The organism is Rhizobium sp. BK456, from assembly GCF_014194045.1.
Taxonomy (GTDB): Bacteria; Pseudomonadota; Alphaproteobacteria; order Rhizobiales; family Rhizobiaceae; genus Rhizobium; species Rhizobium redzepovicii.
Genome location: NZ_JACIAO010000023.1, coordinates 1 through 25,837, shown reverse-complemented (window position 1 = coordinate 25,837; position 25,837 = coordinate 1). Strand labels below are relative to the sequence as shown.

19 protein-coding genes and 1 pseudogene are annotated in these 25,837 nt (G+C 62.5%); 11 read left to right on the top strand and 9 right to left on the bottom strand.

The window, feature by feature from the left end:
- Positions 1-119: FAD-dependent oxidoreductase (locus FHX03_RS33930; RefSeq protein WP_183857534.1), on the bottom strand; the 119-nt coding region annotated here is incomplete at its 3' end.
- Positions 120-366: 247 nt separating this feature from the next.
- Between FHX03_RS33930 and FHX03_RS33925 the strand changes: the two genes are divergently transcribed.
- Positions 367-1,155, top strand: coding sequence for an SDR family oxidoreductase (locus FHX03_RS33925; RefSeq protein ID WP_183782285.1), 789 nt, complete (start codon positions 367-369; stop codon positions 1,153-1,155).
- Positions 1,156-1,162: 7 nt separating this feature from the next.
- On the opposite strand, the gene FHX03_RS33920 is transcribed toward FHX03_RS33925, so the two are convergent.
- On the bottom strand, positions 1,163-2,044 hold the full coding sequence (locus FHX03_RS33920) for a phosphotransferase family protein (protein WP_183782287.1): 882 nt from the start codon (positions 2,042-2,044) through the stop codon (positions 1,163-1,165).
- A gap of 294 nt (positions 2,045-2,338) precedes the next feature.
- Here FHX03_RS33920 and FHX03_RS33915 point away from each other — a divergent pair, with 294 nt between their 5' ends.
- The 6 genes from FHX03_RS33915 to FHX03_RS33890 all read left to right on the top strand — a co-directional run bounded on the left by FHX03_RS33915 (position 2,339) and on the right by FHX03_RS33890 (position 9,763).
- Entirely contained in the window at positions 2,339-3,646 is a 1,308-nt protein-coding gene (locus FHX03_RS33915) for an efflux RND transporter periplasmic adaptor subunit (RefSeq protein ID WP_183782290.1), read from the top strand.
- Positions 3,643-6,762 carry an efflux RND transporter permease subunit gene (locus FHX03_RS33910; protein WP_183857532.1) on the top strand — a complete coding sequence of 1,040 codons (3,120 nt, stop codon included), beginning with the start codon at positions 3,643-3,645 and terminating at the stop codon, positions 6,760-6,762. The genes FHX03_RS33915 and FHX03_RS33910 overlap by 4 nt, the downstream gene beginning before the upstream one ends.
- A gap of 215 nt (positions 6,763-6,977) precedes the next feature.
- Positions 6,978-8,270, top strand: a complete 1,293-nt coding sequence (locus tag FHX03_RS33905) for an Hsp70 family protein (protein ID WP_183857531.1) — start codon at positions 6,978-6,980, stop codon at positions 8,268-8,270.
- A 67-nt stretch (positions 8,271-8,337) separates the two neighbouring features.
- Entirely contained in the window at positions 8,338-9,243 is a 906-nt protein-coding gene (locus FHX03_RS33900) for a uracil-DNA glycosylase family protein (RefSeq protein WP_183857529.1), read from the top strand.
- A gap of 132 nt (positions 9,244-9,375) precedes the next feature.
- Positions 9,376-9,567: a hypothetical protein gene (locus tag FHX03_RS33895; RefSeq protein WP_003569328.1), complete on the top strand. Its 192-nt coding sequence runs from the start codon at positions 9,376-9,378 to the stop codon at positions 9,565-9,567.
- Between the two features lie 43 nt (positions 9,568-9,610).
- Positions 9,611-9,763: a hypothetical protein gene (locus tag FHX03_RS33890; protein WP_183857527.1), complete on the top strand. Its 153-nt coding sequence runs from the start codon at positions 9,611-9,613 to the stop codon at positions 9,761-9,763.
- On the opposite strand, the gene FHX03_RS33885 is transcribed toward FHX03_RS33890, so the two are convergent.
- Positions 9,764-10,636 carry a hypothetical protein gene (locus tag FHX03_RS33885; protein ID WP_097629469.1) on the bottom strand — a complete coding sequence of 291 codons (873 nt, stop codon included), beginning with the start codon at positions 10,634-10,636 and terminating at the stop codon, positions 9,764-9,766.
- A 244-nt stretch (positions 10,637-10,880) separates the two neighbouring features.
- The gene (locus FHX03_RS33880; RefSeq protein ID WP_131711783.1) at positions 10,881-11,819 is read right to left on the bottom strand and encodes a DMT family transporter; all 939 of its coding nucleotides are present in this window, start codon (positions 11,817-11,819) and stop codon (positions 10,881-10,883) included.
- 65 nt (positions 11,820-11,884) lie between these two features.
- On the opposite strand from FHX03_RS33880, the gene FHX03_RS33875 reads away from it, so the two are divergent.
- From FHX03_RS33875 to FHX03_RS33860, 4 genes are all read left to right on the top strand, one after another.
- A complete protein-coding gene (locus tag FHX03_RS33875; protein ID WP_183857525.1) occupies positions 11,885-12,076 on the top strand; it encodes a hypothetical protein in 192 nt (63 codons plus the stop codon).
- Positions 12,077-12,157: 81 nt separating this feature from the next.
- A complete protein-coding gene (locus FHX03_RS34950; protein ID WP_097629466.1) occupies positions 12,158-13,264 on the top strand; it encodes a methyl-accepting chemotaxis protein in 1,107 nt (368 codons plus the stop codon).
- Between the two features lie 187 nt (positions 13,265-13,451).
- Positions 13,452-16,100 carry an aminopeptidase N gene (pepN, locus tag FHX03_RS33865; RefSeq protein ID WP_183857523.1) on the top strand — a complete coding sequence of 883 codons (2,649 nt, stop codon included), beginning with the start codon at positions 13,452-13,454 and terminating at the stop codon, positions 16,098-16,100.
- Between the two features lie 191 nt (positions 16,101-16,291).
- Complete coding sequence (locus FHX03_RS33860; protein WP_097629464.1) at positions 16,292-18,601, top strand: PAS domain-containing sensor histidine kinase; 2,310 nt, start codon at positions 16,292-16,294, stop codon at positions 18,599-18,601.
- Between the two features lie 27 nt (positions 18,602-18,628).
- Here FHX03_RS33860 and FHX03_RS33855 read toward each other — a convergent pair whose 3' ends face one another.
- From FHX03_RS33855 to FHX03_RS33835, 5 genes and pseudogenes are all read right to left on the bottom strand, one after another.
- Entirely contained in the window at positions 18,629-21,586 is a 2,958-nt protein-coding gene (locus FHX03_RS33855) for a bifunctional [glutamine synthetase] adenylyltransferase/[glutamine synthetase]-adenylyl-L-tyrosine phosphorylase (protein ID WP_183857520.1), read from the bottom strand.
- A gap of 136 nt (positions 21,587-21,722) precedes the next feature.
- Positions 21,723-23,135, bottom strand: coding sequence for a sensor histidine kinase (locus tag FHX03_RS33850; protein ID WP_183857518.1), 1,413 nt, complete (start codon positions 23,133-23,135; stop codon positions 21,723-21,725).
- The gene (locus FHX03_RS33845; RefSeq protein ID WP_375166091.1) at positions 23,132-23,887 is read right to left on the bottom strand and encodes a response regulator transcription factor; all 756 of its coding nucleotides are present in this window, start codon (positions 23,885-23,887) and stop codon (positions 23,132-23,134) included. Before FHX03_RS33845 ends, FHX03_RS33850 begins: the two co-directional genes overlap by 4 nt.
- A 67-nt stretch (positions 23,888-23,954) precedes the next feature.
- Positions 23,955-25,544: a Do family serine endopeptidase gene (locus FHX03_RS33840; protein WP_183857516.1), complete on the bottom strand. Its 1,590-nt coding sequence runs from the start codon at positions 25,542-25,544 to the stop codon at positions 23,955-23,957.
- A gap of 165 nt (positions 25,545-25,709) precedes the next feature.
- Positions 25,710-25,837: pseudogene (locus FHX03_RS33835) on the bottom strand (cytochrome c-type biogenesis protein CcmH); the annotation flags it as partial.

The following is a 25,837-nucleotide window of genomic DNA, read 5'->3' as shown; positions in this document are numbered from 1 at the left end:
AGTTCCGGATTGACCTGCTTCAGCCGGATCGCCGCCGAAAGACCGGCCGGACCTGCGCCGACGATCACCACGTCGAATTCCATGCTCTCGCGTTCGGGCAACTCAGTCGTCTCAGTCATTCACTCGTCTCCGCTTGGCGGCACGCGGCCGTCATCCTCATAAGCACTTTCTTGTCAAAACGAGAAAGCGTTGTCGAGCCGGGATACGACAGCCAATCTTCAATTCGCACAATGATATGCCTTGTGCGTTGAAATTATATAACGCTTACGTCAACGTCAATTAGCGAACGCCGCCGAACCGTCACACTCCCTTTCCTTTTCCGCCGATTGCGCCTTATACAACGCTCGAACAGTTTGGAGGACTACCATGGATCTCGGCATCGAAGGCAAACGGGCGCTCGTCCTCGCCTCCTCACGTGGCCTCGGCCTCGGCATCGCCACGGCACTGGCGCGCGAAGGCGCGAATGTGCTGCTTTGCGGGCGCAGCGGCGAGCAGCTGGAGGCCAATTGCAAGGCAATCAACAGCGAAGGCAAAGGCCGGGCCGACTGGATCTGGGCCGACCTCGGGGACGAACGCTTCGTCGAAACAGTGACGAGCGCAGTGAGGGAGAAGTTCGGCGGGCTCGATATCCTCGTCAACAATACCGGCGGGCCGACACCCGGCACGACCGAGGACATGACCGGTGAAAAGCTTGAGACCTATTTCCTCTCGATGGTCGCCCGCGTCATCACGCTGACCAATGCGCTGCTGCCCGGCATGAAGGCACAGGGCTGGGGTCGCATCCTGACGGTCGCCTCTTCAGGCGTGATCGAACCGATCGCCAATCTGGCGCTGTCGAATACGCTGCGCCCTGCACTTGCCGGCTGGAGCAAGACACTTGCCTCCGAAGTGGCGGGCTTCGGCGTTACCACCAACCTGCTGTTGCCGGGCAGCATCCTCACGGGCCGTCTCGACGATCTCGACGGGGCGGCGGCAAAGCGGACCGGCAAGAGCCTCGAAGAAATCCGCAGCGACAAGGAAGCGCGCATTCCGGTCGGCCGCTACGGCCGGGTGGAGGAATTTGCCGCAGCGGCTGCCTTCCTGTGCAGCCAGCCGGCAAGTTACATCACCGGCTCGCTGATCCGCTGCGACGGCGGCGCGGCCCGATCCGTCTGACAGTATTTCAGCCGGCGTGAGCCGCTATGGCCGCCCAACTGGCGGCATTTTGGACCATCGATCCAACATGAGCCGGATCGTCGGCAAGCTCGGCGAGCTCGGACAAACGGTGGAAGCCCGTCAGGATCGCGATGCGCCGCCGGTCGAGTCTGCGTCCGGTCAGCATTTCATAGGCTGATATGATGCGGGCGGTTAGGTCGGGCGAGATGAAGTTCGAGTAGATGAATTCCTGGTGCAACGGCCCGAAGCCCGAATCGGCGAAATCGTAAATGCCGTTGAGCCTTCCTTGCGCATGGTTGAAGGCCATGTTCCAGCCATGACCGTCGAAAAAGCCGTAGATGTTGCCGTGGGGATCGGGCGGCAAGGTTTCGAAATCGACAATAAGGGCCTCGGCAAAGCTCCTGATCTCGGGCGGCAACAGCGGTAAAGCCTTTTCTCGCACCGTCTCGGGCGATTGCCAGGGCTGGATCGGCCCGGCGCCGGCCGAGCGCATGCGATCGGCATCGAGCACATGCAACTCGGCGTAAAAGCGTGCCAGATCGTCCGCAAGGTGCTGACGATTGCCTTCGCCAAGCGCATCGTAATCTTCGGCAATGAGATGTTCGCCGTCGATCTTGGCGTGGCTGGAGAAGATCGGCGGCCCGTCGTGAATGTGCATATCGGGAACCGCCATCGACAGCGACGGCCTGATGATGTCGAGCAAGGCGGCTTCCTTGACAAGCGCTCTTTCCGCGCCTGAATGACGGGGAAATTTGAAGATCAGCGTGTCGTCGACGTCGACGGCAAGCGAATCCCAGCCCTTCGCCGCCAGCTTGAAGGCGGAGCCCGTGAGTTTAGGAAACACGCTTATGATGAGAGAGCGAAATTCGCTGGCGTTCAACTCGGTCATGACCGACCTGCTTTCTCTGGTTTCTTCCCGTGTTTTTCGCCGGGCAACGAACGGCACGCGGACCGATTTCGTCTTGTCGCGAACTGCCTGCCTGTCGGCCGTCAAACGGCACCGGATTACACTGGACCTATATTAGTACAGTTTGAATATTACGGAATATTCATTACAAAAATTTAAGCCGTTATAACCACTTAGTGATTGCGACCGGGGAATTATGTCTTTTTTGCGCCGCAATATAAGCGGCTCAATCGGGCCATAAAAATCGCACCCCCCTTTCAACACCCGGTCTCGCCCATGAAGAAATTTTGGATCACTGTCAGCGTTATCGCAGTTGCCGCCGTCGGCGTCTGGCAATTCGGGAATCTGATCCCTTATGCCTCCCGCATTCCCACCCTCTCGCAGTTCATCAAGCAGCCGGTTGGCGGCAATGGCGGGCAGCCGGCACAGGGCGATCAGGCGCAGGCCGATCAAGCGCAGAACGGTGGGCAACATCAGGGCGGCGGGCGTAGACGCGGCGGTGGTGGCCCGACGATCGTGAAGACCGTTGCAGCTGTGAAAACTGCGCTGCCGACGGATGTGACGGCTTCCGGCTGGGCCGATGCCGACGACAACACAACCATTGCCGCACAGGAACAGGGCCTGATCGTCAGCATCAATGGCCAGGATGGGGCGACCGTCAAAGCCGGCGACCTGATCGCCAAGCTCGACGACCGGACGGCCAAGGCCGCCGTCGACAAGGACAATGCGATGATCGTGCGGGACACGGCGACGCTTTCGGAATCCGAAACCGCGCTGGTGCGCGCCCAGGACCTCTTCGATCAGAAAGCCGGCACTCAGCAGAGCCTCGATCAGGCGAGAGCCGCCCGCGATACCGCCGCCGCCACGGTCGACGCCGATAAGGCGACGCTGGCCTCGGATCAGATCATTCTTGAAAATACCGATATCCGCGCACCCTTCGACGGCCGGCTCGGCGATATCGCCATCAGCAAGGGCGCTTTCCTCAATGCCGGCTCGGCGATCGTCACCATCGCCAAATACGATCCGATCTATGTGAAATTTCATCTGCAGGAACGCTATCTCAGGGAAATGAAGACCGCGCTCGCAGCCGGCCCGGTCGAGGTCAGCACGGTTCCCGCCTCCACCAAGGGGCAGGTCCGCAAGGGCGAGATCAGCTTCTACGACAACACCGTCGACACCGCCTCGGGCACGATCCTCGCCAAGGCGAAATTCGAGAATGCCTCCGGCGCGCTCTGGCCCGGCCAGTCGGTCAACATCGTCGTGCATTTCAACAATGACGAACAGCAGGTGGTGGTGCCGACCGTGGCCGTCAGCCCCGGTCCGGAGGGGTTCTTCGCCTTCGTCGCCAAGGACGGCAAATCGCATCTGACGCCGGTCACCGTCGCCCGCGCCAATGGCGGCTTCACCGCCATCGCATCGGGTCTTTCGGAAGGCGACCATGTCGTCGTCGAGGGCCAGGGCCAGCTCAGCGACCAGCAGGCGATCAACGAGCAGTTCGACGAAAAAGCGCTTGATGTCGCCTCCGCCGACGAACCTCGGCAGCCCCAGCTATCCGAGACGATCGCGGTGGGAGCTCAGCAATGATCCCGAATTTCTGTATCCAGCGCCCCGTCGCGACGACGCTGCTCGCCATCGGCGTCATTCTGGCCGGTCTTGCCGGTTACCGGCTCGTGCCCGTCGCGGCCCTGCCGCAGGTCGATTTTCCGACGATCAACGTTTCGGCGCAGTTGAGCGGCGCCTCGCCGCAGACGATGGCGACCTCGGTCGCCACACCGCTGATCAAGCAGTTCGAGACCATTCCCGGGATCACCGAAATCAGCGCCTCGAGCTCGCTCGGCAGCAGCAGCATCGTGCTGCAGTTCGATCTCAACCGCGATATCGACGCCGCTGCGGCCGACGTGCAGGCGGCGATCTCGCATGCCACCCGGCAGTTGCCCGACAATCTGACGACGCCGCCGAGCTACCGCAAGACCAACCCGGCCGATGCGCCGGTCATGCTGCTCGCCGTGCAGAGCAACACCATGCCGCGCAGCAAGCTCGACGAGATCGCCGAGGACATCATCTCGCCGTCGCTGTCGACGCTTCCCGGCGTCGCTCAGGTCAGCGTTTTTGGCGCCCAGACCTATGCCGTGCGCGTCGAGGTCGATCCCAACAAGCTGCTTGCCCGTGGCATCGGCATCGATACCGTCAACAAGGCGCTTGCTGCCGCCAACAGCCAGCAGCCGGTGGGAACACTGCAGAATAATTCGCAAAGCATGACCATCACGGCGAACACCCAGCGCACCAATGCCGAACAATTCCGCTCGCTGGTCATTGCCAATCCGAACGGCGCGCCGATCCATCTCGGCGATGTCGCCGATGTGCAGGACAGCGTCGAGAACCAGTATACCGGCAGCTGGTATGACGGCCAGCGCGGCATCATCCTCGCCATCCAGCGTCAGCCGGATGCCAACACGGTCGATGTCATTGATGCAATCAACGCCAAGCTGCCGCAGCTTCACGCCGAAATCCCGCCGTCGGTGAACACCGTCGTCATGAACGACGCGGCAAAACCCATTCGCGCCGCCATTTCAGACGTGAAGTTCACGCTGTTCCTGACGATCGGCCTCGTCGTTCTCGTCATCTACCTCTTCACCGGTCATGCCACGGCAACGATCATTCCGGGACTTGCCGTTCCGCTGTCGCTCATCTCGACCTTCGGCATGATGTATGTGCTCGGCTACAGCATCGACAACATCTCGCTCTTAGGGCTGACGCTCGCGGTCGGGCTGGTGGTCGACGACGCGATCGTCATGCTGGAAAATATCCTGCGCCATGTCGAAGAAGGCATGCCGGTGCGGGAGGCGGCGATCAAGGGGGCCGGCGAAGTCAGCTACACCATCATCTCCATGTCGGTTTCGCTGATCGCGGTGTTCATCCCGATCCTCCTGATGGGCGGCGTCGTCGGCCGCGTGTTCAACGAATTCGGCATGGTGGTCGCCATCGCCATCATCTCCTCGGCGATCGTCTCGCTGACTGTGACGCCGATGCTCGGCTCGCGCCTCTCCAACAACCACAGCCGCCCGCCGCTCCTCATCCGCATCTTCGATGCCGGCTTCGAGCGGACGCTCAACGGCTATGACAGGGCGGTCGGCTGGTGCCTTGGCCATCGCCTGACGATCCTCGGGGTTTTCGCCGGCTCGGTGGCGCTGACGATCTATTTCTTCATGGCGCTGCCGACGAGTTTCTTCCCGCAGGAAGACATCGGCCGGCTGACGATCAGCACCCAGGCGCGGCAGGACATTTCCTATACCGCCATGGAGGCGCTGCAGCAGCAGGCGGCAGCCGCCGTCAAGGCGAACCCGGCGGTCAACCACGTGATGTCGACGATCGGCGGCAACCCGAACAAACCGCAGAACAACGGCTCGATGTTTGTCGAACTCAAGGACAAGAAGGAGCGCCCGCCGCTTGACCAGACGCTGCGCGAGCTGCGCACGGCGATCAACAAGATCCCCGGATTGCAGGCCTTCGTGACGCCGAACCAGAGCCTGCGTTTCGGCGGCCGCCAGACCGCCAGCCAGTATCAGTTGGTGGTGCAGGCGCTCAGCGCCGACCAGACCAACCTCTGGGCCGGCAAGATCCAGGCGGCGATGCGTGGCGACCGAGGCCTGTTCACGGATGTGACCTCGGACGCCCAGAACAACGCCCTGCAGGCCAATATCGTCATCGACAGCGAGCGGGCCGCCGCCTACGGCATCGACAACGACACGCTGCGCACGATGCTGCAGGAATCCTTCAGCGGCTATGCGGCCGCAGAAATCCAGTCGACCGGCGACAGCTACGACGTCATCGTCGAATACGACACCAGCAAACCCTGGGACGACCAGAAGCTGTCGGAAATCCGTGTCATCTCCGCCAATGGCAGCCTGGTGCCGCTGTCGAACTTCGCCCATGTACAACGCACCACCGGCCCGGTCACCATCAACCAGACGGGTCAGCTGGTCTCGACCACGGTGTCCTTCAACCTGCCGGAAGGTGTGTCGCTCAGCGACGCCACGGCGGCGATCGAGCAGATCAAGAAGGACATCAGCGTGCCGGCCGACGTCTTCACCTCCTATGGCGGCACTGCGGAGATTTTCCAGCAGTCGCAGGGCAATACACCCTATCTGATCCTGGCGGCAGTGCTGACCATCTATGTCGTGCTCGGCGTGCTCTATGAGAGCTTCATCCATCCGCTCACCATCCTCTCCGGCCTGCCGGCTGCGGCCTTCGGCGCGCTGCTGGCACTTGACATCATGGGCTTCGATCTGTCGATCATCGCTTTGATCGGCCTGTTGATGCTGATCGGCATCGTCAAGAAGAACGCGATCATGATGATCGACGTGGCGGTGGAGACCATGCGCACAACAGGCGAAAACGCGACGGCAGCGATCCATGAGGCCTGCGTGCGGCGCTTCCGGCCGATCATGATGACGACCTTTTGCGCCCTGCTCGGCGCTCTGCCGATCGCGCTCGGTACCGGCGCCAGCTCGGAACTGCGCCAGCCGCTCGGCATCGCCGTCGTCGGCGGCCTCATCGTCTCGCAGATGCTGACACTGTTTATCACTCCGGTCATCTTCGTCGAGATGGACCGCTTCGGCAATTTCCTCGGGCGCCTGATCGGCAGAAGGAAAGTCGAGGAGCCGGTGGTGCATGAGGCAAGGGCAATGGCTGCCGAATGATGACGGCCCTCTGATTTCAGTATTGCCACCCCTTGCGGCGCACTTCTTTTCCCCGACCGGGAGAAGAAGTGCGCCCGATCACATCAGCTTTTGATCCTCTTGAATGTGTCACGCCTCTGTGGCATCACCCGCCCTCCTGAATCCGGGGCGTGCTTACGTCCCTTCGCGGAGCCACGCTCCGTCTCCAACAACAATCGGCATGAAGAGGTGCGGGCATGGCTCAGGCGCTGGGTTTGGACTTCGGCACGACGAATACGGTTCTTGCCATGGCGGATGGCGGGGCGACGCGCTCGATGGCATTCACGAGTACCGAAGGCACGGCCGACAGCATGCGCACGGCGCTTTCCTTCATGAAGGATGCGCAGCTCGGCGCTTCGGCGCTGAAGGTGGAGGCGGGCCATGCGGCGATCCGCCAGTTCATCGACAATCCCGGCGAATGCCGCTTTCTGCAGTCGATCAAGACCTTTGCGGCAAGCGCGCTGTTCCAGGGCACGCTGATCTTCGCCAAGCGGCATAATTTCGAGGATCTGATGGAGGTTTTCGTCAGACGGCTGCGCAATTATGCCGGCGACAACTGGCCGTCCGACGTCAGCCGCATCGTCACCGGCCGGCCGGTGCATTTTGCCGGCGCCAGCCCCGATCCCGATCTCGCGACCGAACGCTACAACGAGGCGCTGTCGCGCTTCGGCTTTCCCGAAATCCACTATGTCTACGAGCCGGTCGCCGCCGCCTTCTACTTCGCGCAGAACCTGAAGCAGGATGCGACCGTGCTGGTCGCCGATTTCGGCGGCGGCACGACCGACTATTCGCTGATCCGCTTCGAGACGCACGCCGGCAAGCTGACGGCAACGCCGATCGGCCATTCCGGCATCGGCGTCGCCGGCGACCATTTCGATTACAGGATGATCGACAACATCGTCGCGCCGCAGATCGGCAAGGGCAGCCATTTCAAAAGCTTCGATAAGATCCTTGAAGTCCCGTCCAACTACTATTCCAGCTTCGGCCGCTGGAACCAGCTGTCGATCTTCAAGACGACGCGCGAATTCGAGGATCTGAAGAAGCTGGTGCGCACCAGCCTGGAACCGGAAAAGCTGGAAATCTTCATCGACCTCATCGACCATGACGAGGGCTATCCGCTCTATCAGGCGGTGTCGGCGACAAAGATGGCGCTGTCGGCGGCCGAAGAGGCGCCTTTCGATTTCGCGCCGCTTGGCCGCGGCGGGCATCGCAGCATCCGGCGCAGCGATTTCGAAGGCTGGATCGCCGAGGATCTCGCCCGCATCGAAGGCGCGCTCGACGACGTGCTCGACAAGACCAGGACGAAGCCCGGAGAGATCGACAAGGTGTTCCTCACCGGCGGCACCTCCTTCGTGCCGGCGGTGCGGCGCATCTTCACCGAGCGCTTCGAGCGCGACCGGATCGAAAGCGGCGGCGAGCTTTTGTCGATCGCTCACGGTCTGGCGCTGATCGGCGAACGCGACGACATCGCGCAATGGACTGTGCAATAGGCTTGCAAGGGCGGCCAATATGCCGCGCGCCCTTTCAATGCCCATTTCTCTCCGTTAAGCTTGCCGCATGATTTCCGCCAACGATCTTTCCCCCGCCGAGCTTGCAGCGCTTCTGCACTTCCATGCGGATGCCGGCGTGGAGTGGCTGCTGGAGGAAGAGGCGATCGACCGCTTCGCCGAGTTCGAAGCGATGAAAGCGGCGCGGCGCCCGGCCACGCAGGCGCAGCCGCAACCGGCCGCCGCCGGGGAACGTGCCGTGCCCGGCGAAAGCCGGACATCGCCGCGCCCGAATGCAGTGGCACGCCCGGCCCCGGCCGAACGCGCCGCTTCCGGCCCGCAACCGGCAATCCCGGATGGCGAGGCCGTGCAGCAGGCGCGTTTCGTCGCCGAATCCGCGCGGTCGCTGGCAGAGCTCAAGACCGCACTCGAAGCCTTCAACGGCTGCAATCTCAAGCACAGCGCCCGCTCGACCATCTTTGCCAGCGGCGATGCCGAAAGCGGCATCATGGTGATCGGCTCGGCGCCAGGCGCCGAAGACGATCGCGAAGGTGTGCCCTTCTCCGGAAAATCCGGCCAGCTGTTCGACAAGATGCTGGCGGCGATCGGGCTGAGGCGTTCAGCCATTCTGCTCACGCAGGTCATCCCGTGGCGGCCACCCGGCAATCGTGCGCCCTCGGCCGCCGAAATGGATATCTGCCGGCCCTTCATCGAACGGCAGATCGCGCTGGCCGAACCCAAGGCCATCCTGCTGCTCGGTAATTTTTCGGCCCGCTTCTTCTTCGGCGAAAACGACACGATTCACGGCCTGCGCGGCCGCTGGAAGGAAATTGCCGCTGCGGACTGTGTCATTCCTGCCATAGCCAGCCTGCATCCGCAGGATCTGTTGACCGCGCCCGTCAACAAGCGGCTGGCCTGGAACGACCTGCTCGCTTTTCAAGCAAAGCTTAAGTCCCTCTCTTTGCTTAGAAATTAGCCAAAGTTGAATAATTTGTGAATCGATCTATGCGTATATCGCATGGCTGCATCCCGCCGTGATGCATTGCGGAATCAATGCTGCACCGCAATATGAGGTGGTGTCTTGGGAGGAACCACAGGAACCAAGGCCATGAACAAGCATTTTCGTCCTATCCATAGCGGGTTTGAAACCCTTCGTCTCGCCGGCGACCAAGTTCGTTCCACCCACGGCTACAGCCGTTTCGGCTTTGCCGCGAACGAACAGATGACCGCCCGCGGCACCGGCATCAACGGCCGCACGGCGCGCCCCGACGCGATTTTCTCGGACTTCCAGCAGTATTGAGCGGCAGGCACTTTGCCTGCCTTCAAGAGTAAAGAGTAACAAGATGACGATCCTGATATCGCTTCTGCGCAACATCGAAACCTTCGAGCATATCCGCGCCGCGCTCTCCGCCGCGCGGGAATATGAACGCGAGCTTTCGGTGAAGCCGGCCGATGCCGGCAGCCGTGGCCGAAGTGCCGCGGCAATCGTTCTCTGATCAGACGGCCATTTCCTCGAACTGGGCTTTCGCCCATTCGAAGGCCTCGTCGACATAGGCGAACTTGACCGCCTGCCAGGCGCAATATTGCTCGACGAAATCCCGAGATATCCACAGATGCGCCTTGCGCGGTTCATCATCCCAGCCGACGCAGCCGCGCTGCGCCGCCTTTGCCAGTAGCCGCTGCAGATGGGTGCGCGACATCATGAAGTCGGCCGCGAGCGCGCGGGTTTCGACGCGGCCGACGGAATACCTCCCTGGTTCGCCGCTTTCTATATCCATGCGGGCGATGAAGTTGTCGATGACGAGGCCGCCAGCTTCCGTCCAGAGGAACAGCGCCACCTGTTCCGGCGGCTCGCGCCAGGCGGCGTCTTCCAGGCAATGGCGGGCAATGCGCGGCTGAACCAGCCGCATCAATGATGGGTTTGCCTGGAAAAACGCTGCCCTTTGACCGCCATCCAGCAGATCGAGCGCACCGAGATTGGAATGAATCCAGGCAAACATCGCCTGATGGCTGACCTCGGCCGGCTCGAAATGACGCGGCCGCCGCCGCTCGTCGCCCGGTGTGTGGACAATGAAGCGGTAGGTATAAAGCTCTTCGATGAAGGCGAGCACGGTGTTGCGGCTCGCCACCTTATGCGCGGTGATGCGTCCGGTCAGCCGGACGGCGGTGAAACCCGAGGTCGGGTCGCGCGGATCATATTCCAGGTTGAGGGCATAGGCAGTCTGGGTCAGAAGCCAGCGCTGATGCGAAGCGAGCAATCGCGCCAACCGTGGGCCGGCATCGAACATACCGCGCATCTGCCCAGCCAAAAAGCGGATGCTCAGCAGAAAGGAACAGTTCCCCGCCAATTGCTCCGCCGTGAATGCCATTACGCTTTTCTCCACCTCCCCTCGCCGGCCGGCGATCGGAGTAACGACACCGAGCGCTCTTCCGGCATCAGCGCCATTCAGACATGCACAGCTTCGAATAAATGATACTCTCTCATCTTCAACAAACATATTCCAAGAAGCAACGGTATCCCAAGAATTCACCATTCTTTTCGTCCCTTGCGCGCAATTTTCGAATCACGGCAACCACCACATTAAAGCCTTTCATATCAGCAGCTTGCCGGTGTCAGGCCGGCGGCGTCGTGGCTTTGCGCGCTTCCCGTTGCTCGATTCCCAGCTGATGCTCGCGATAGATGATGAAGATGCCGGCGGAGACGACGATCAGAGTGCCGATCAGCATGGTCACGCTCGGCACGTCGCCGAAGACGAAATAGGCAACGATGCCGCCGAGCAGGATCGAGGTATATTCAAACGGCGCGATGGTGGAGACGTCGGCATGGCGGTAGCTTTCGGTCAAGAGGATCTGTGCGACGCCGCCGCAAAAGCCGGCCGCGATCAGATAGAGCGCCGACGGCCAAGGCAGAATGAGCCAGCCGAACGGCAGGGAGGCCAGCGAGAAGACCGAAGCGGTGAGCGAGAAATAGAGCACGATCGTCGCCGTCTTCTCCTCCTCGACGAGACGGCGCACCTGGATCATCGCCATGCCGCCGAGAACGGCCGAGATGAGCACTGCGAGCGCGCCAATGGCCTGTTCGGCTTCCATGCCGCCATCGCGGAACAGCGTCAGCTTCGGCCAGGAGACGATGGCGACGCCGACGATGCCGACTAGGACGGCGCTCCAGCGATAGATGCGCACGGTCTCGCCGAGAAAAACCGCGGCGAAGATAACGGCGACGAGCGGCAGTGCATAACCGAGCGCGATCGCCTCCGGCAGCGGCAGATGCAGGAGGCCGTAGAAACCGAAAGCCATCGACATGATGCCGATCGTGCCGCGCTTGAGGTGGCCGACCGGATTGGCAGTGTAGAAAGCGGCGCGCAGTTGCCCGATATAGGCGAGATAGGCGATGATCGGGAAGAGCGCGAAGAAGGACCTGCAGAAAGTGACCTGCCCCGGCGGGATGGCCGAGCCCGCCAGCTTGATGAAGGTCTGCATGGCCAGGAAGACCACGACCGACGAGACTTTCAGCGCAATGCCTCTCATCGGGTTTTTGAGAACCGCGTGCATGATCCTGGCTCTTGATACCGACTTAACAGGAACGGGAAGACGCGTTCGACTCGGGAACGCTGGGGATGACCTCTTCCATCGTAGCGGAAGAAAATCCCGATTGGCGAAAAATCGCAGGCGGCGCGGAAAAATCACAAAATTGCTTTCCGCCGCAGGCCCGACGATGCGGCAATGCGCGCCCTCGCGTCGAATTTTCGCTCTCTTCAGCCATTCCCCCCGAAATGTTTACCTCTGACCGCTCGGTGTTAACCAATTGAAAACCATAGGCACGCATCGTTTTCGCTGATCTCGAAATTTCTTCGCCCCCAAGACGATTGCCGCCCTTCCAGGATCATTTGATGAAGCCGCTCAGCGCAGAAACCATTGCCCAGTCGCAGAATGCGACACCGCGCTCGATGCGCGTCGTCACCGACGGCATCAGCACCGACCTAGAGCGCTTCAGCGCCGAAAACACCAATATCGTCAAGCAGATCAAGCTGCTCGCCATCAATGCGCTGATCGAAGCGGCAAGAGCCGGCGAGACCGGAAAGGGCTTCGCTGTCGTTGCCAACGAGGTGCAGCGGTTGGCGCAGATCGCAACCGACATCACCGGCAGGTTCGAGAGCAATGTGCTCGGTCGCATCGGCCTCAGCCGCGCCATGGCGGATTGCCTGGTCGAGGAGATGGAGGGCGTCCGCCTCACTGACCTGGCGCAGACGCTGGTGCAGCTCATCGTCCGCAACCTCTTCGAGCGTACCGCCGATGTGCGCTGGTGGGCGACGGACCCGGCACTCTGGCAGGCGTTGCAGAACCCCGATCGGGACACCGTCGCCTTTGCAGCGCAGCGCCTCGGCGCCATCAACCGTTTCTACACTGTCTATCTCGATCTCGTCGTGACCGATCTCTCGGGCAAGGTGATCGCCTCCGCCAATCCCAAGTTCCAGCGCAAGATCGGCGGGGCAAGCCTTGCCGGTGATCCGTGGTTCCGCGCGGCTTCGGCGTGCTCCTCCGGTGACGCTTATAGTGTCGACGAGGTCAAATCGAGCCCGCTCCACGACAACAGGCATGCGCTCGTCTATGCCACCGGCATCCGCGAAGGCGGCAAGATCGACGGGCGGCTAATCGGCACGCTCGGCGTCTATTTCGACTGGCAGAACCAGGGCCAGGCGATCGTCGAGAAAGAGGCGAACCTGCCGCCGCAGCTGGCGGAGAAAACGACGGTCATGCTGCTCGACGGCAAGAGCCGGGTCATCGCCAGCACTAATCCCGCCCTGCTCTTTTCCCATTTTGCCCTCGCCAACCCGTCCGGCCGGGCCAAGGGTAGCTACTACGACAATAGCGGCTCGATCGTCGCCTTCGCACGCACCCTCGGCTACGAGGATTACGACGGGCTCGGCTGGTACGGCGTCGTCGTCCAGCGGACGGAAAATGACGCGACGATCAAGGCAGCGCTAAATTTGAAATAGCGCCATCCCGCCAGCAGCGGCGTTCATCCGCCCGAAACAGGATATTTTGCCCGCGAACTTGGTGTTCGCGGGCAATTTGCTTTAACTTTAGTTCAGACTTTAATGTAATCATGCCCGGCAAATTTATGGCAGAGTGCGCCCGCCTCTGTATTCCGCGGTTGTCAAATAACGGTCTTCAGGAAACACCATGCGAACAGATACCGGCCAGATCATTCATCTGGCAGATTACCGTCCCACCGACTTCGTGCTGGAACGCGTGGACCTGACGTTCGAACTCGATCCGACGGAGACAAAGGTCGAGGCACGCCTGATCTTTCATCGCCGCCCAGGCGCCGATCCGGCAGCGCCGATCGTGCTTGACGGCGACGAGTTGACGCTGTCGGGGCTGCTCTTCGACCAGGTGGAGCTCGACCCTTCGCGGTATGACGCTACAGCGGAAAGCCTGACGGTGCGCGACCTGCCGGAAAGCGCTCCCTTCGAGCTGACGATCACCACGCTCATCAATCCCGAGGCCAACACCCAGCTGATGGGCCTTTACCGCACCGGCGGCATCTACTGCACGCAATGCGAGGCGGAAGGTTTCCGCCGCATCACCTATTTCCCCGATCGTCCGGACGTGCTTGCACCGTTCACGGTCAATATCATCGCGGACAAGGACGCCAACCCGCTGCTCCTCTCGAACGGCAACTTCCTCGGCGGCGCCGGCTACGGCCCCGGCAAGCATTTCGCCGCCTGGTTCGACCCGCATCCGAAGCCGAGCTATCTCTTCGCGCTCGTTGCCGGCGATCTCGGCGTCGTCGAAGACACGTTCACCACCATGTCCGGCCGCGAGGTGGTGCTGAAGATCTATGTCGAACACGGCAAGGAGCCGCGCGCGGCCTATGCCATGGACGCGCTGAAGCGCTCGATGGCATGGGACGAAGAGAGGTTCGGACGCGAATACGACCTCGACATCTTCATGATCGTCGCCGTGTCCGACTTCAACATGGGCGCGATGGAGAACAAGGGTCTCAACGTCTTCAACGACAGATACGTCCTTGCCGATCCCGAGACCGCGACCGATGCCGACTACGCCAATATCGAAGCGGTCATCGCGCATGAATATTTCCACAATTGGACCGGCAACCGCATCACCTGCCGCGACTGGTTCCAGCTGTGCCTTAAGGAAGGCCTGACGGTCTATCGCGATCAGGAATTCTCCTCCGATCAGCGCTCGCGCCCGGTCAAACGCATCGCCGATGTTCGTCACCTGAAATCCGAGCAGTTTCCGGAAGATGGCGGCCCGCTCGCCCATCCTGTGCGGCCGACGACCTATCGCGAGATCAACAATTTCTACACGAGGACCGTCTACGAGAAGGGCAGCGAAGTGACGCGGATGATCGCGACGCTGCTCGGCAAGGACGACTTCAAGAAGGGCATGGACCTCTATTTCGACCGCCATGACGGCCAGGCGGTGACGATCGAGGATTTCGTCAAATGCTTCGAGGATGCGAGCGGACGCGACCTCACGCAATTCTCGCTCTGGTACCATCAGGCCGGCACGCCGCTGGTCACCGCATCGGGCAGCTATGATGCGGCGGCGGCCACCTTCACCCTGTCGCTCGAACAGATGATCCCGGCAACGCCCGGCCAGTCGAGCAAGGAATCGATGCATATTCCGCTCAGCCTGGCGCTCTTCGGCGAAAACGGCGGCAAGCTCGAGCCGAGCTTGGTCGACGGCGCCGAATATGCCGGCGAGGTGCTGCATCTCACCGGCCGCACGCAGACGGTGGTGTTTCACGGTATCGGCTCGCGGCCGGTCGTTTCGATCAACCGCAGCTTCTCGGCGCCGATCAATCTGCATTTCGATCAGAGCCCGGCCGATCTCGCCCACCTCGCCCGCCATGAGACCGATCACTTCGCCCGCTGGCAGGCCCTGACCGATCTGGCGCTGCCGAACCTCCTGAAAGCCGCCCGCGACGCGCGCGAGGGCAAGCCTGTTGTCTGCGAGGCGACTTTCGTCGGGACGCTGATTGCGGCCGCCGCCGACGACAGCCTCGAGCCCGCCTTCCGCGCCCAGGCGCTGGCGCTGCCGAGCGAATCCGATATTGCCCGCGAACTCGGCGGCAATAACGATCCCGATGCCATCCATGCCGGCCGGCAGGCGATCCTGAAACAGGTCGCCGAGGCCGGAAAGGATGTTTTTGCCGGCCTCTACGCCGCGACGGCGACATCGGGCGATTTCAGCCCGGACGCGAGGAGCGCCGGCCTCAGGGCGCTGCGCAATACGGCGCTGACCTATCTTTCGCACGCCGAGCAGACGCCGGCCTGCGCCAGAGCCGCCTTCGATGCGGCCAACAACATGACCGATCTCAGCCATGCGCTGACGATCCTCGCCCATCGTTTCCCCGACAGCACCGAGACCGCCGAGGCGCTCGCCGCCTTCCGTCAGCGCTTTGCGGAGAATGCGCTCGTCATCGACAAATGGTTTGCCATCCAGGCCGGCATTCCCGGCGCAAAAACCCTGGAACGGGTCCGCACCCTGATGGACGATTCGCTGTTCAAGCGGACCAATCCGAACCGGATGCGGTCGCTGGTCGGCACCTTCGCCTTTGCCAATCCGACCGGCTTCGGCCGCGCCGACGGCGAAGGCTATCGTTTCCTCGCCCGTCAGATTCTCGATATCGACGAGCGCAATCCGCAGCTTGCCGCCCGCATTCTGACTTCGATGCGCTCCTGGCGCTCGCTCGAACCGGTGCGGGCCGATCATGCCCGCGCAGCGCTGAACGAGATCGAGCAGGCTGCCGCTCTTTCGACCGACGTGCGCGATATCGTCGAGCGCACGCTGAAGGGGTGATTTGCTTCGGCCGGCTGCCGCGGAAAATTCGGCGGCCGGTTGCCGAGCAAATCGAATTGCCCGAAAAACACGAGATTCTAAATAGTTAACGGATTTTTACCTTTGCCTCTGGACAAGGCGAATCACCCATGATTCTCTAGGTCAGGTTCGAGCGAGCGGCGCGCGAATCACACGAGGGACAAGGCGAAGAGATGATGGACGTGCGGCGGGCAACCGTGGCCGGAGGACGGCTGCGTGTCGATTTTGACGGGTTGAAAGCCTGGCGAGACAGCCTTTCCGGTCATGCGACATCGGAACCACTTCTCCGTCATCTGCCGAAGGCGGAACTGCTCCTGAAGCGCGCCATTCCGGCGCTGATCGTCGCCTTCCTCTTTGTTGTCGCCGCCTCGCATTTCTTCGGCATGGTCAGCGAATATTCCCGCCTGGAAGCCTCGGCCCGCCATGCCACCGCGCTTTCGGCCGCGACCGCCTCCGCAGTGTTTGCCGATACATCCGAGATTTTCGACAGCGGCGACATCGCGGAAGCGCAGGCAAGGCTTGCCAGGTTCCTGCCGCAGGACCGGCTCGACAGCGGCGCCTTCGTGCTCCTTGTCCAGGCAAGCGGCAAGGTCTTTGCCGCAACGACCGCCGGGCTTTCGCATGTCGGCAGCAATGTCGGCGATTTCTTTCCCGAGGTCTCGGCAATCCGGCGTTTCGGCGATCGCGCCGGCGTCATCGAAACGACGATCGGCGGCGTGCCGCACTATGCCGAGATCACGCTGATGGGCAATGCCGGCGGTTATATCGTCGCCGCCACCTCGCTTGACGAGATCAGCCGCCTCTGGCGCGAGCAGCTCGCCCTCAACGTCACGCTGTTTGCCGGCATCTCCTCGATCCTGCTGGTCATCCTCTATGCCTATTACACGCAGGTGAAACGCGCCCGCGACGCCGACGACATCTTTCTGGAATCGAACCTGCGCGTCGAGACGGCGCTGTCGCGCGGCCGCTGCGGCCTTTGGGACTTCGATTTCGAGAACCGCGAATTCTTCTGGTCGCGCTCGATGTACGACATGCTCGGCCTGCCGGGTTCCGACAAGACGATGGGTTTCGGCGAAGCCGCGCGACTGATGCATCCCGATGACGGCGGGCTCTACGAGATCGCGCGCGCCATCGCCAAGGGCCACTCCGGCCAGGTCGATCAGATCTTCCGCATGCGCCATGCCGGCGGCCACTATGTCTGGATGCGCGCCCGCGCCCAGGTGATCCGCAGCAATTCCGGCCGCGTGCACCTGATCGGCATCGCCATGGACGTGACCGAGCAGCATCGGCTTGCCCAGCGTTACGCCGAAGCCGACCAGCGCCTTGCCGACGCCATCGAATGCACCTCTGAGGCCTTCGTGCTCTGGGACAAGAACGATCGGCTGGTCATGTGCAACACCCATTTCCAGCAGGCTTACGGCTTGCCGGACAGCGTGCTGGTGCCCGGCACCGAGCGCTCGATCGTCAATGCCGCCGCTGCCCGCCCCGTCATCGAACGTCGGATCGCCGACGCCGACGGTTCCGGCTATTCGCGCACGACCGAGGTGCAGCTTGCCGACGAGCGCTGGCTGCAGATCAACGAGCGGCGCACCCGAGACGGCGGCAGGGTCTCTGTGGGAACCGACATCACCCTGATGAAACGCCATCAGGAGCGGCTGCGCGAATCCGAACGCCGGCTGATGGCGACGATCGGCGATCTCTCCGCCTCGCGGCAGACGCTGGAGATCCAGAAATCCGAGCTTTCGACGGCGAACGCCAACTACCAGGCGGAGAAAGAGCGCGCCGAGGCCGCCAACAAGGCGAAATCGGAATTTCTCGCCAACATGTCGCATGAGCTGCGCACGCCGCTGAACGCCATCCTCGGCTTCTCCGAAATCCTGCAGAACCAGATGTTCGGACCGCTCGGCTCGCTGAAATACGACGAATATGCCCGTGACATCCATGACAGCGGCAAACATCTGCTCAACGTCATCAACGACATTCTCGACATGTCGAAGATCGAGGCCGGCCATCTCAGGCTGCATTGCGAGCGCATCGATCTCGTGCCGCTGATCGAGGAAAGCCTGCGCTTCACCGCCATTCCGGCGGCCGAGAAGAACATCGTCATCGATCAGCGCATCTCATCCGGCCTGACGCTGACCGCCGACCGCCGGGCGATGAAACAGGTGCTTCTCAACCTGCTCTCCAATGCCGTGAAGTTCACCGACAATGGCGGCCGCATCGCGGTGCGCACACGCCGCATCGACGGTGCCGTGCTCGTCACCATCGCCGACACCGGCATCGGCATTCCCCGCTCGGCGCTGTCGAAGATCGGCCAGCCCTTCGAACAGGTGCAGAGCCAATATGCCAAGAGCAAGGGCGGCTCCGGCCTCGGGCTTGCCATCTCCCGCTCGCTGACCGCGCTGCATGGCGGCCGCATGAAGATCCGCTCCCGCGAAGCCGTCGGCACGGTGATCTCGCTGCGCATCCCGGACGACGTATAAGGAACGGCGGCGGCGTCGCCGATGCGTTCAAGCCTTCACGACACTCAGGAAGATCTTCCTGACCGCCTTCGAAAGCCGCTTCACATCACCTTCCAGCGTCCTGATATCAGGGCAGTCGCCGGCGCGGCAGACCAATTCGACGAGACCGGCGGGCGCGTCGTTCGGATCGAACAGGCCGTCGATGCAGAGGCGGATCAGCTGCGACAGGCTGGTATAAAGGGCAAAAGCCTCGAGGCATGTGTCGAGATCGGCCGTCGCCATCAGCCTATCGCCAATCACCTTCAGCGCCTCGCCGGTGCTCAGCCCGTTGACGGCAGTGCCGACGCCTTTGGTGGGGGCGATCAGCGCCAGGTACTGGGCAATGAATTCGAGGTCGATGACGCCGCCGGAGATCAGCTTCAGGTCCCAGGGGGTCGATGGCGGCTTTTCCGTGTCGATCAGCGCGCGCATCTCGGCGACGTCATGCGCCACCTTGGCAATGTCGCGATCTGACGTCAGCACCTCGCGGATGATATGCTCCGCCTCGGCGATCAGGCTGTCATCGCCTGAAATCAGCCGGGCGCGGCTCAGCGCCATGTGCTCCCAGGTCCAGGCCTCCTCGCGCTGATATTTGCCGAAGGCATTGATGCGGGTGGCGACCGGTCCCTTGTTGCCGGAAGGGCGCAGCCGCATGTCGACCTCATAGAGCACGCCTTCGGCGGTCGGCGCCGACAGGGCGGCGATCAGCCTTTGGGTGATGCGGGTGAAGTAACGCGTCGCGTCGAGCGGCTTTGCCCCATCGGATTCGGAGGCAGCATCGTCATAGTCATAGAGCAGGATCAGGTCGATGTCGGAGCCCGCCGTCAGCTCGAAGCTGCCGAGCTTGCCCATGCCGGCAACGGCGATGCGTCCGCCGGGATAGTCACCATGTGCCCCCCGCATCTCACTCACCACGGCATTGAGCGCGGCTGGTATGATGAGGTCGGCGAGATGGGTGAAGGCGCGGGCGGCCATGTCGCCGTTGATCGCGCCGGTCAGCAGGCGTATGCCGATGAGGAAGCGCTGTTCGGCGGCGAAGATGCGCAGCCGGTCGAGCACCTCCTCATAGTGGCGGGCCTGGGCAAGCGAGCCCTTCAGCCGCTCGCCGAGATAATCGCGGGTCGGCAGTTCGGCCATCAGGCCGGGATCGAGCATGCCGTCGAAGACATGCGGTCTGGCGGCAATCACCTCGGCAAGGCGGGGTGCCGAGGACATGATGTTGACGATCAGCGACAGGAGCGCCGGATTGCTGCCGAGCAGCGAGAACAGCTGGATGCCGGAGGGAAGGCCGGAGATGAAGCTGTCGAAGCGCAGCAGCGCTTCGTCGGCGCGCTTGCTTTCGCCGAAGACCCGCAAAAGCTCCGGTGCCAGCTCCGTCAGCCTTTCGCGCGCCTCGACCGATTGCGTCGCGCGGTAGCGGCCGTAGTGCCAGGTGCGGATGATGCGCGAGATGTCGGAGGGCCGGGTGAAGCCAAGCTTCTTCAGCGTCTCCAGCGTATCGGGATCGTCGCCCTGGCCGGTGAAGACGAGGTTTCCGGTGCCGGTGGAAAGTTTGCTTTCCTGTTCGAACAAATGCGCATAACGCCGCTCGACCGTCTTCAGCACGCCGACCAGCCGTTCGGCAAAGCTCGGCGTATCGGTAAAGCCCATCATGAAAGCGATGCGCTTCAGGTCGCCATCGGTTTCCGGCAGCAGGTGGGTCTGCTCGTCGCGCACCATCTGGATGCGATGTTCGACATCGCGCAGGAACCAGTAGGCCTCCGTCAGTTCGTCCCGCGTCTCGGCATCGATCCATTTCGCCTTGGTGAGTTCACCGAGCGTTTCTTCCGTCGCCCGGCCGCGCAAGGCCGGCATGCGGCCGCCGGCGATCAGTTGCTGGGTCTGGACGAAGAATTCGATCTCGCGGATACCGCCGCGGCCAAGCTTGACGTTGTGGCCTTTGACGGCAATGGCGCCGTGGCCCTTATGCGCGTGGATCTGCCGCTTGATCGAATGGATATCGGCGATCGCCGCATAATCGAGATATTTGCGGAAGACGAAAGGGGAAAGCCCGCGCAGGAAATCGCTGCCCGCCGCAAGGTCGCCGGCGACGGCGCGCGCCTTGATGAAGGCTGCCCGCTCCCAGTTCTGACCCCTGCCCTCATAATAGATCATCGCCGCCTCGACCGGGATCGCCAGCGGCGTCGAGCCGGGGTCGGGGCGCAATCTGAGATCGGTGCGGAAGACGTAGCCGTCCGCCGTGCGCTCCTGCAGGATGCGCACCAGCCGGCGCATCATCCGGGGGAACACCTCGATCGCGTCATCGGGATCGGGCACGATGCCGGCCTCTTCATCGAAGAAGACGACCAAATCGATATCGGAGGAATAGTTGAGCTCGCAGGCGCCAAGTTTGCCCATGCCTAGCACGATCAGCCCGGAGCCGTCGCTCGGGGTCGCCGGATTGCGCAGCCTGAGCTTTCCGCCCTCATGGGCCGCCAGCAGCAGATGGTCGATCGCGGCGGCGACCGACGCTTCGGCCAGCTCGCTCAGCCAGGCCGTCGTCGCCCGCCCGTCGAAAATGCGCGAGAGATCGGCGAGCGCGACGAGGAAAGCGACCTTGCGCTTGATGATGCGCAGCCTGGTCATCACCACGGATTCGGCGGGTGCTGCCCCCTCGCCGTCCGGCCGCCAGCAACCGCGCGCTTCGGCGACTAGCGCCTCGATCTGGGGCTCCAGCGGTTGCGCGATGGCGCCGGCGAGGATGGCGGGATCGAGATTGGCGATTTCGCGCAGATAAGGCGACAGCGTCAGCGCCGCGGCAATAAAATCGCGTAGCGGGCCTTCCGTCTTCAGCATCGCAGCCACCGACGGCTGGCTTTTGCCAGCCTCCTGGAGGTCAGCCAGCGCCAGCTTCAGCTCCGTCTGGCTCAGCGGACGCAGCAGCCCTTCGGCCACGTCCTTCAGGCCATGCGTCGATTTCGTCAGCATGCGCTCTCCCTGGGCTTTCGGCGAAAGGAGCGACCACGTCGAATCGCGAACTGTCTCCTTCGGTCGGGATTAAACTAGGGTCTTGGCACCAAACCGCCAATACGCGATTCAGCCTATCGGATTTCGGCGGAAAAGATCACGCGGCCTTGGCCGGGAAGATCATGCTGACGGTCAAGCCGCGCTGTTCGGGCTTGTCGGGATCGGTGTCCGAAAGTTCCAGCCGGCCGTTGTGCAGCTCCATGACGGCTTCTACCAGCGAAAGGCCGAGCCCCGTGCCGGGCTTCGAACGACTTTCGTCGAGACGGACGAAGCGCTTCACCACATCGTCGCGCCGTTCGGCCGGAACGCCCGGACCGTGGTCGGCCACCGAAAGACAGATGCCGTCCGGGCGGCGGGCAAGCTTCAGCGACACCGTGCCAGCGCCTTCGGTATCGGAGGAATATTTGATGGCATTGTCGAGCAGGTTGAAAATCGCCTGGCCGATCAGTTCGCGATTGCCCTGGACCTCGACGCCTGGCTCGACGCTGGCGCTGAGGCCGAGCCCAGCTTCCTCGGCCGCCGGCTCGTAAAGCTCGGCGCTGTCGGAGACGATCGCGGAAAGCTCCACCGGCGACATCTCCGCCGCCACCGACCCGGCCTCGACGCGGGAGATCATCAGCAGCGCGTTGAAGGTGCGGATCAGCTGGTCCGATTCGGAAATGATGCCTTCGAGCGCTGTCCGCCGCGCCTCGCCATCGGCCATATCGACCGCATCGGCCGCCTTGTTGCGCAGCCGCGTCAGCGGCGTCTTGAGATCGTGGGCGATATTGTCGGAGACCTGCCGCAGGCCCTCGTTCAGCTTTTCGATGCGCTCCAGCATGGTGTTCAAAGACATGGACAGCCGGTCGAATTCATCGCCGGAGCCGCCGACCGGCAGGCGCTGCGACAGGTCGCCGGCCATGATCTTCTTGCTCGCATCCGACATGCGGTCGATGCGTTTCAGCGCATTGCGGCCGATGGCGAACCAGATGATGATCGCGCCGAGCCCCATGATCGCCAGCGCCACCATCAATGCCTGACGCACCAGGAGGCGGAAACGTTCGGGATCGCCGAGGTCCCGGCCGATCAGGATCCGCAAGCCGTTGTCGAGAACGAAGATATTGGCGATCGCCCGATGACGGCGCTCGACACCGCCGCCGTCGGTATAACGTTGATAGGCGAAGGGCGCGGAGGTCCAGCCGACCTCCTCGAAGACGCCCGGCTGCACCGAAGCGACGTTACCTGCGAGAATATCGCCCGAGGGGCCGGCGATGATATAAAGATTGGCGCCCGGCTGGCGGGCACGCCGCTCCATCGTGCGCAACAAAAGGTTCATGCCGCCGGTGTCATAGGCGCGCTGCACCTGCTCTACCTCCTGCTTGACGGCGTCGCGGATCTGGCCGGTCAGCAGCCGTTCCGACATCGCCGTCACATAGAAGACGAGGGTCGCGGCGCAGATGGCGAAAAGCAGGATATAGAGTGCCGAAAGGCGGACTGCAGTGGACTTGAAGAGAACCCTGAAGCGGCTCATCCCTCATCCTTGATCATGTACCCCGCGCCCCGAATGGTCTTCAGGAGCGGCTGGCTGTAGTCCTTCTCGATCTTCGAGCGCAGCCGCGAGACGTGGACGTCAATGACATTGGTCTGCGGATCGAAGTGATAGTCCCAGACATTTTCGAGCAGCATGGTGCGGGTCACTACCTGGCCGGCATTCTTCATCAGATATTCGAGCAGGCGGAATTCGCGCGGCTGCAGCGGGATTTCCTTGCCGCCGCGGCGCACCTCGTGGGAGAGTCGATCGAGTTCGAGATCGCCGACGCGATAGACGACGTCCTGATCCGGCGTGCCCTTGCGGCGGCCGAGTACCTCGACGCGCGCCAGCAATTCGCTGAAGGCATAAGGCTTCGGCAGGTAGTCGTCGCCGCCGGCGCGAAGGCCGGTGACGCGGTCATCGACCTGGCCGAGGGCGGAAAGAATGAGAACCGGGGTATGAATCGCCTTGCGGCGCAGCTCGCTGATGACGGAGAGACCGTCCCGGCGCGGCAGCATGCGATCGATGACGATGACGTCGTAGGTGTTTTCCGACCCCATGAACAGGCCGGCCTCGCCGTCGCTGGCGTGATCGGCAACGATACCCGCCTCGCGAAAGGCTTTCGTGAGGTAGACCGCGGCTTCGAGATCATCTTCGATGATGAGAATCTTCATACGGCCGACATTACCCACCGGCTGCGTTTCGGCAAGGCTCAAAGCATCTTCCTGCGGGGCGGCGCTCATCGCGATCATCCTTCAAAGGTCAGAAGAATCAAGCCGCGCGGATTTTCATCCGCACGGCTCCTGTTTTCTTAAAGGATCAGCCCTGGCCGTTGATCGGAAGCGCGACGAAACGGCTTCCTTCGCTGGACTGGATCTGGAACAGCGCGCGGGTGCGGCCGTCCTTCTTGGCCTGGTTCAGCACCTTGACGACATCGGCGGGGCTGGAGACTTCCTGGTTGTTGACCGAGGTGATCTTCTCGCCTTCCTTGATGCCCTTGTCCGCGGCGTCGGAGTCCGGATCGATGCCGGTGATCGCCAGGCCCTTGCCGTCGTCGGAGGGACCGACCGTCAGGCCGAGGTCGGCGAGCGCCTTTTCGGACGCCGGCGCTTCGGGCTGCTGCGGCTGGCTGTTGTCATCGGCGTTCGCATCCTTCTGGTCGGCCGGCAGCGTGCCGAGTTCGACGGTCAGAGGCTGGGCCTTGCCGGCGCGCCAGACCGAAAGCTCGACCTTGCTGCCCGGCTGCATCGCGCCGATGCGGCGGCTGAGATCACGCGCATCCTTGATCGTTTCACCGTTCAGCGCCGTGACGACGTCGCCGGCCTTCATGCCGGCCTTGTCACCGGGAGAGCCCGCCTGCGGGGCGACGACAAGGGCGCCGCTCGGCTCGGACAGACCGATGGATTCGGCGATATCCTTGGTCACCGGCTGGATCTGGACACCCAGCCAGCCGCGCGACACCTGGCCATCCTTCATCAGGTCGGCGACGACATCCCTGGCGGTCGAGGCGGGAATGGCGAAGGCGATGCCGACGCTGCCGCCGGACGGCGAGAAGATCGCGGTGTTGATGCCGACGACTTCGCCGCTGAGGTTGAAGGTCGGGCCACCGGAGTTGCCGCGGTTCACGGCCGCGTCCACCTGCAGGTAATCGTCATATGGACCGGAACCGATATCGCGACCGCGGGCCGAAACGATGCCCGCCGTGACCGTGCCGCCGAGACCGAAGGGGTTGCCGACGGCGACGACCCAATCGCCGACGCGGACATTGTTGTCGTCGGCCCAGTTGACATAGGTGAACTTCTTGCCCTTGCCGTCGACCTTGAGCACGGCGAGATCGGTGCGCGGATCCTTGCCGATCAGCTTAGCATCGAGTTCGGTGCCATCATTCATGACGGCGACGAAGGCCTGGCCATCGGACACCACGTGGTTGTTGGTGACGATGTAGCCGTCCTCGGAAATGAAGAAGCCCGAGCCTTGAGCGACCGGACGCAGCCGGCCCTTGCCGCCCGGGCCATTCGGGCCGCCCGGACCGTTCTGGCCAAAGCGCCGCTGATGGCCCTGCTGATCATTTGGGTCCTGGCCGCCGAACTGCTTGAAGAAGCGCTTCAGCGGATGATCATCGGGAAGATCATCGAAGCCGCGGCCGTTGAAATCGAAGGACAGGCCATCATTGTCAGAGACGGGATTGACGCGGTTTTCGACACGAACGGAAACGACGGCCGGCGAAACGGCGTCGACAACATTGGCGAAGCTCGGCACGGCAGGCGCCTGAACCTTGACGGCTTCGGCATAAGACCGGGTGATTTCGAGCGGAACGCCGGTTGCGAGCACAGCGGCTGCGATACCGGCGACGGTAGAAGCCTTGAGCACGGTGGCGAGGGACGGACGTCCGTTGAAATTCTTGAGCATTGGAGCACCTTCTCTTGTTCTTAAATCTTCAGCCCGGCAGCGCCGGATCAGTCGATGCATCAAGATATAGGATGGCGCACCTTACTGCGAACTGTCCGGCCAATGAAAAATTGGTAATGTGTGAAAATGTTTGGTCGCGGGCTGGCGATTGCCGCCGGCGGACCGCTACTTTTCCAGGAGCTCGTTCAACTTCGACTGCTCATCCGCGGTCAATTTACTTCCTGTCGGCTTGCCTGACCGCCTGCGGGCAAAGACCAGCAGTGACAGTCCGCCGGCGAGCACGAGCAGCGCCG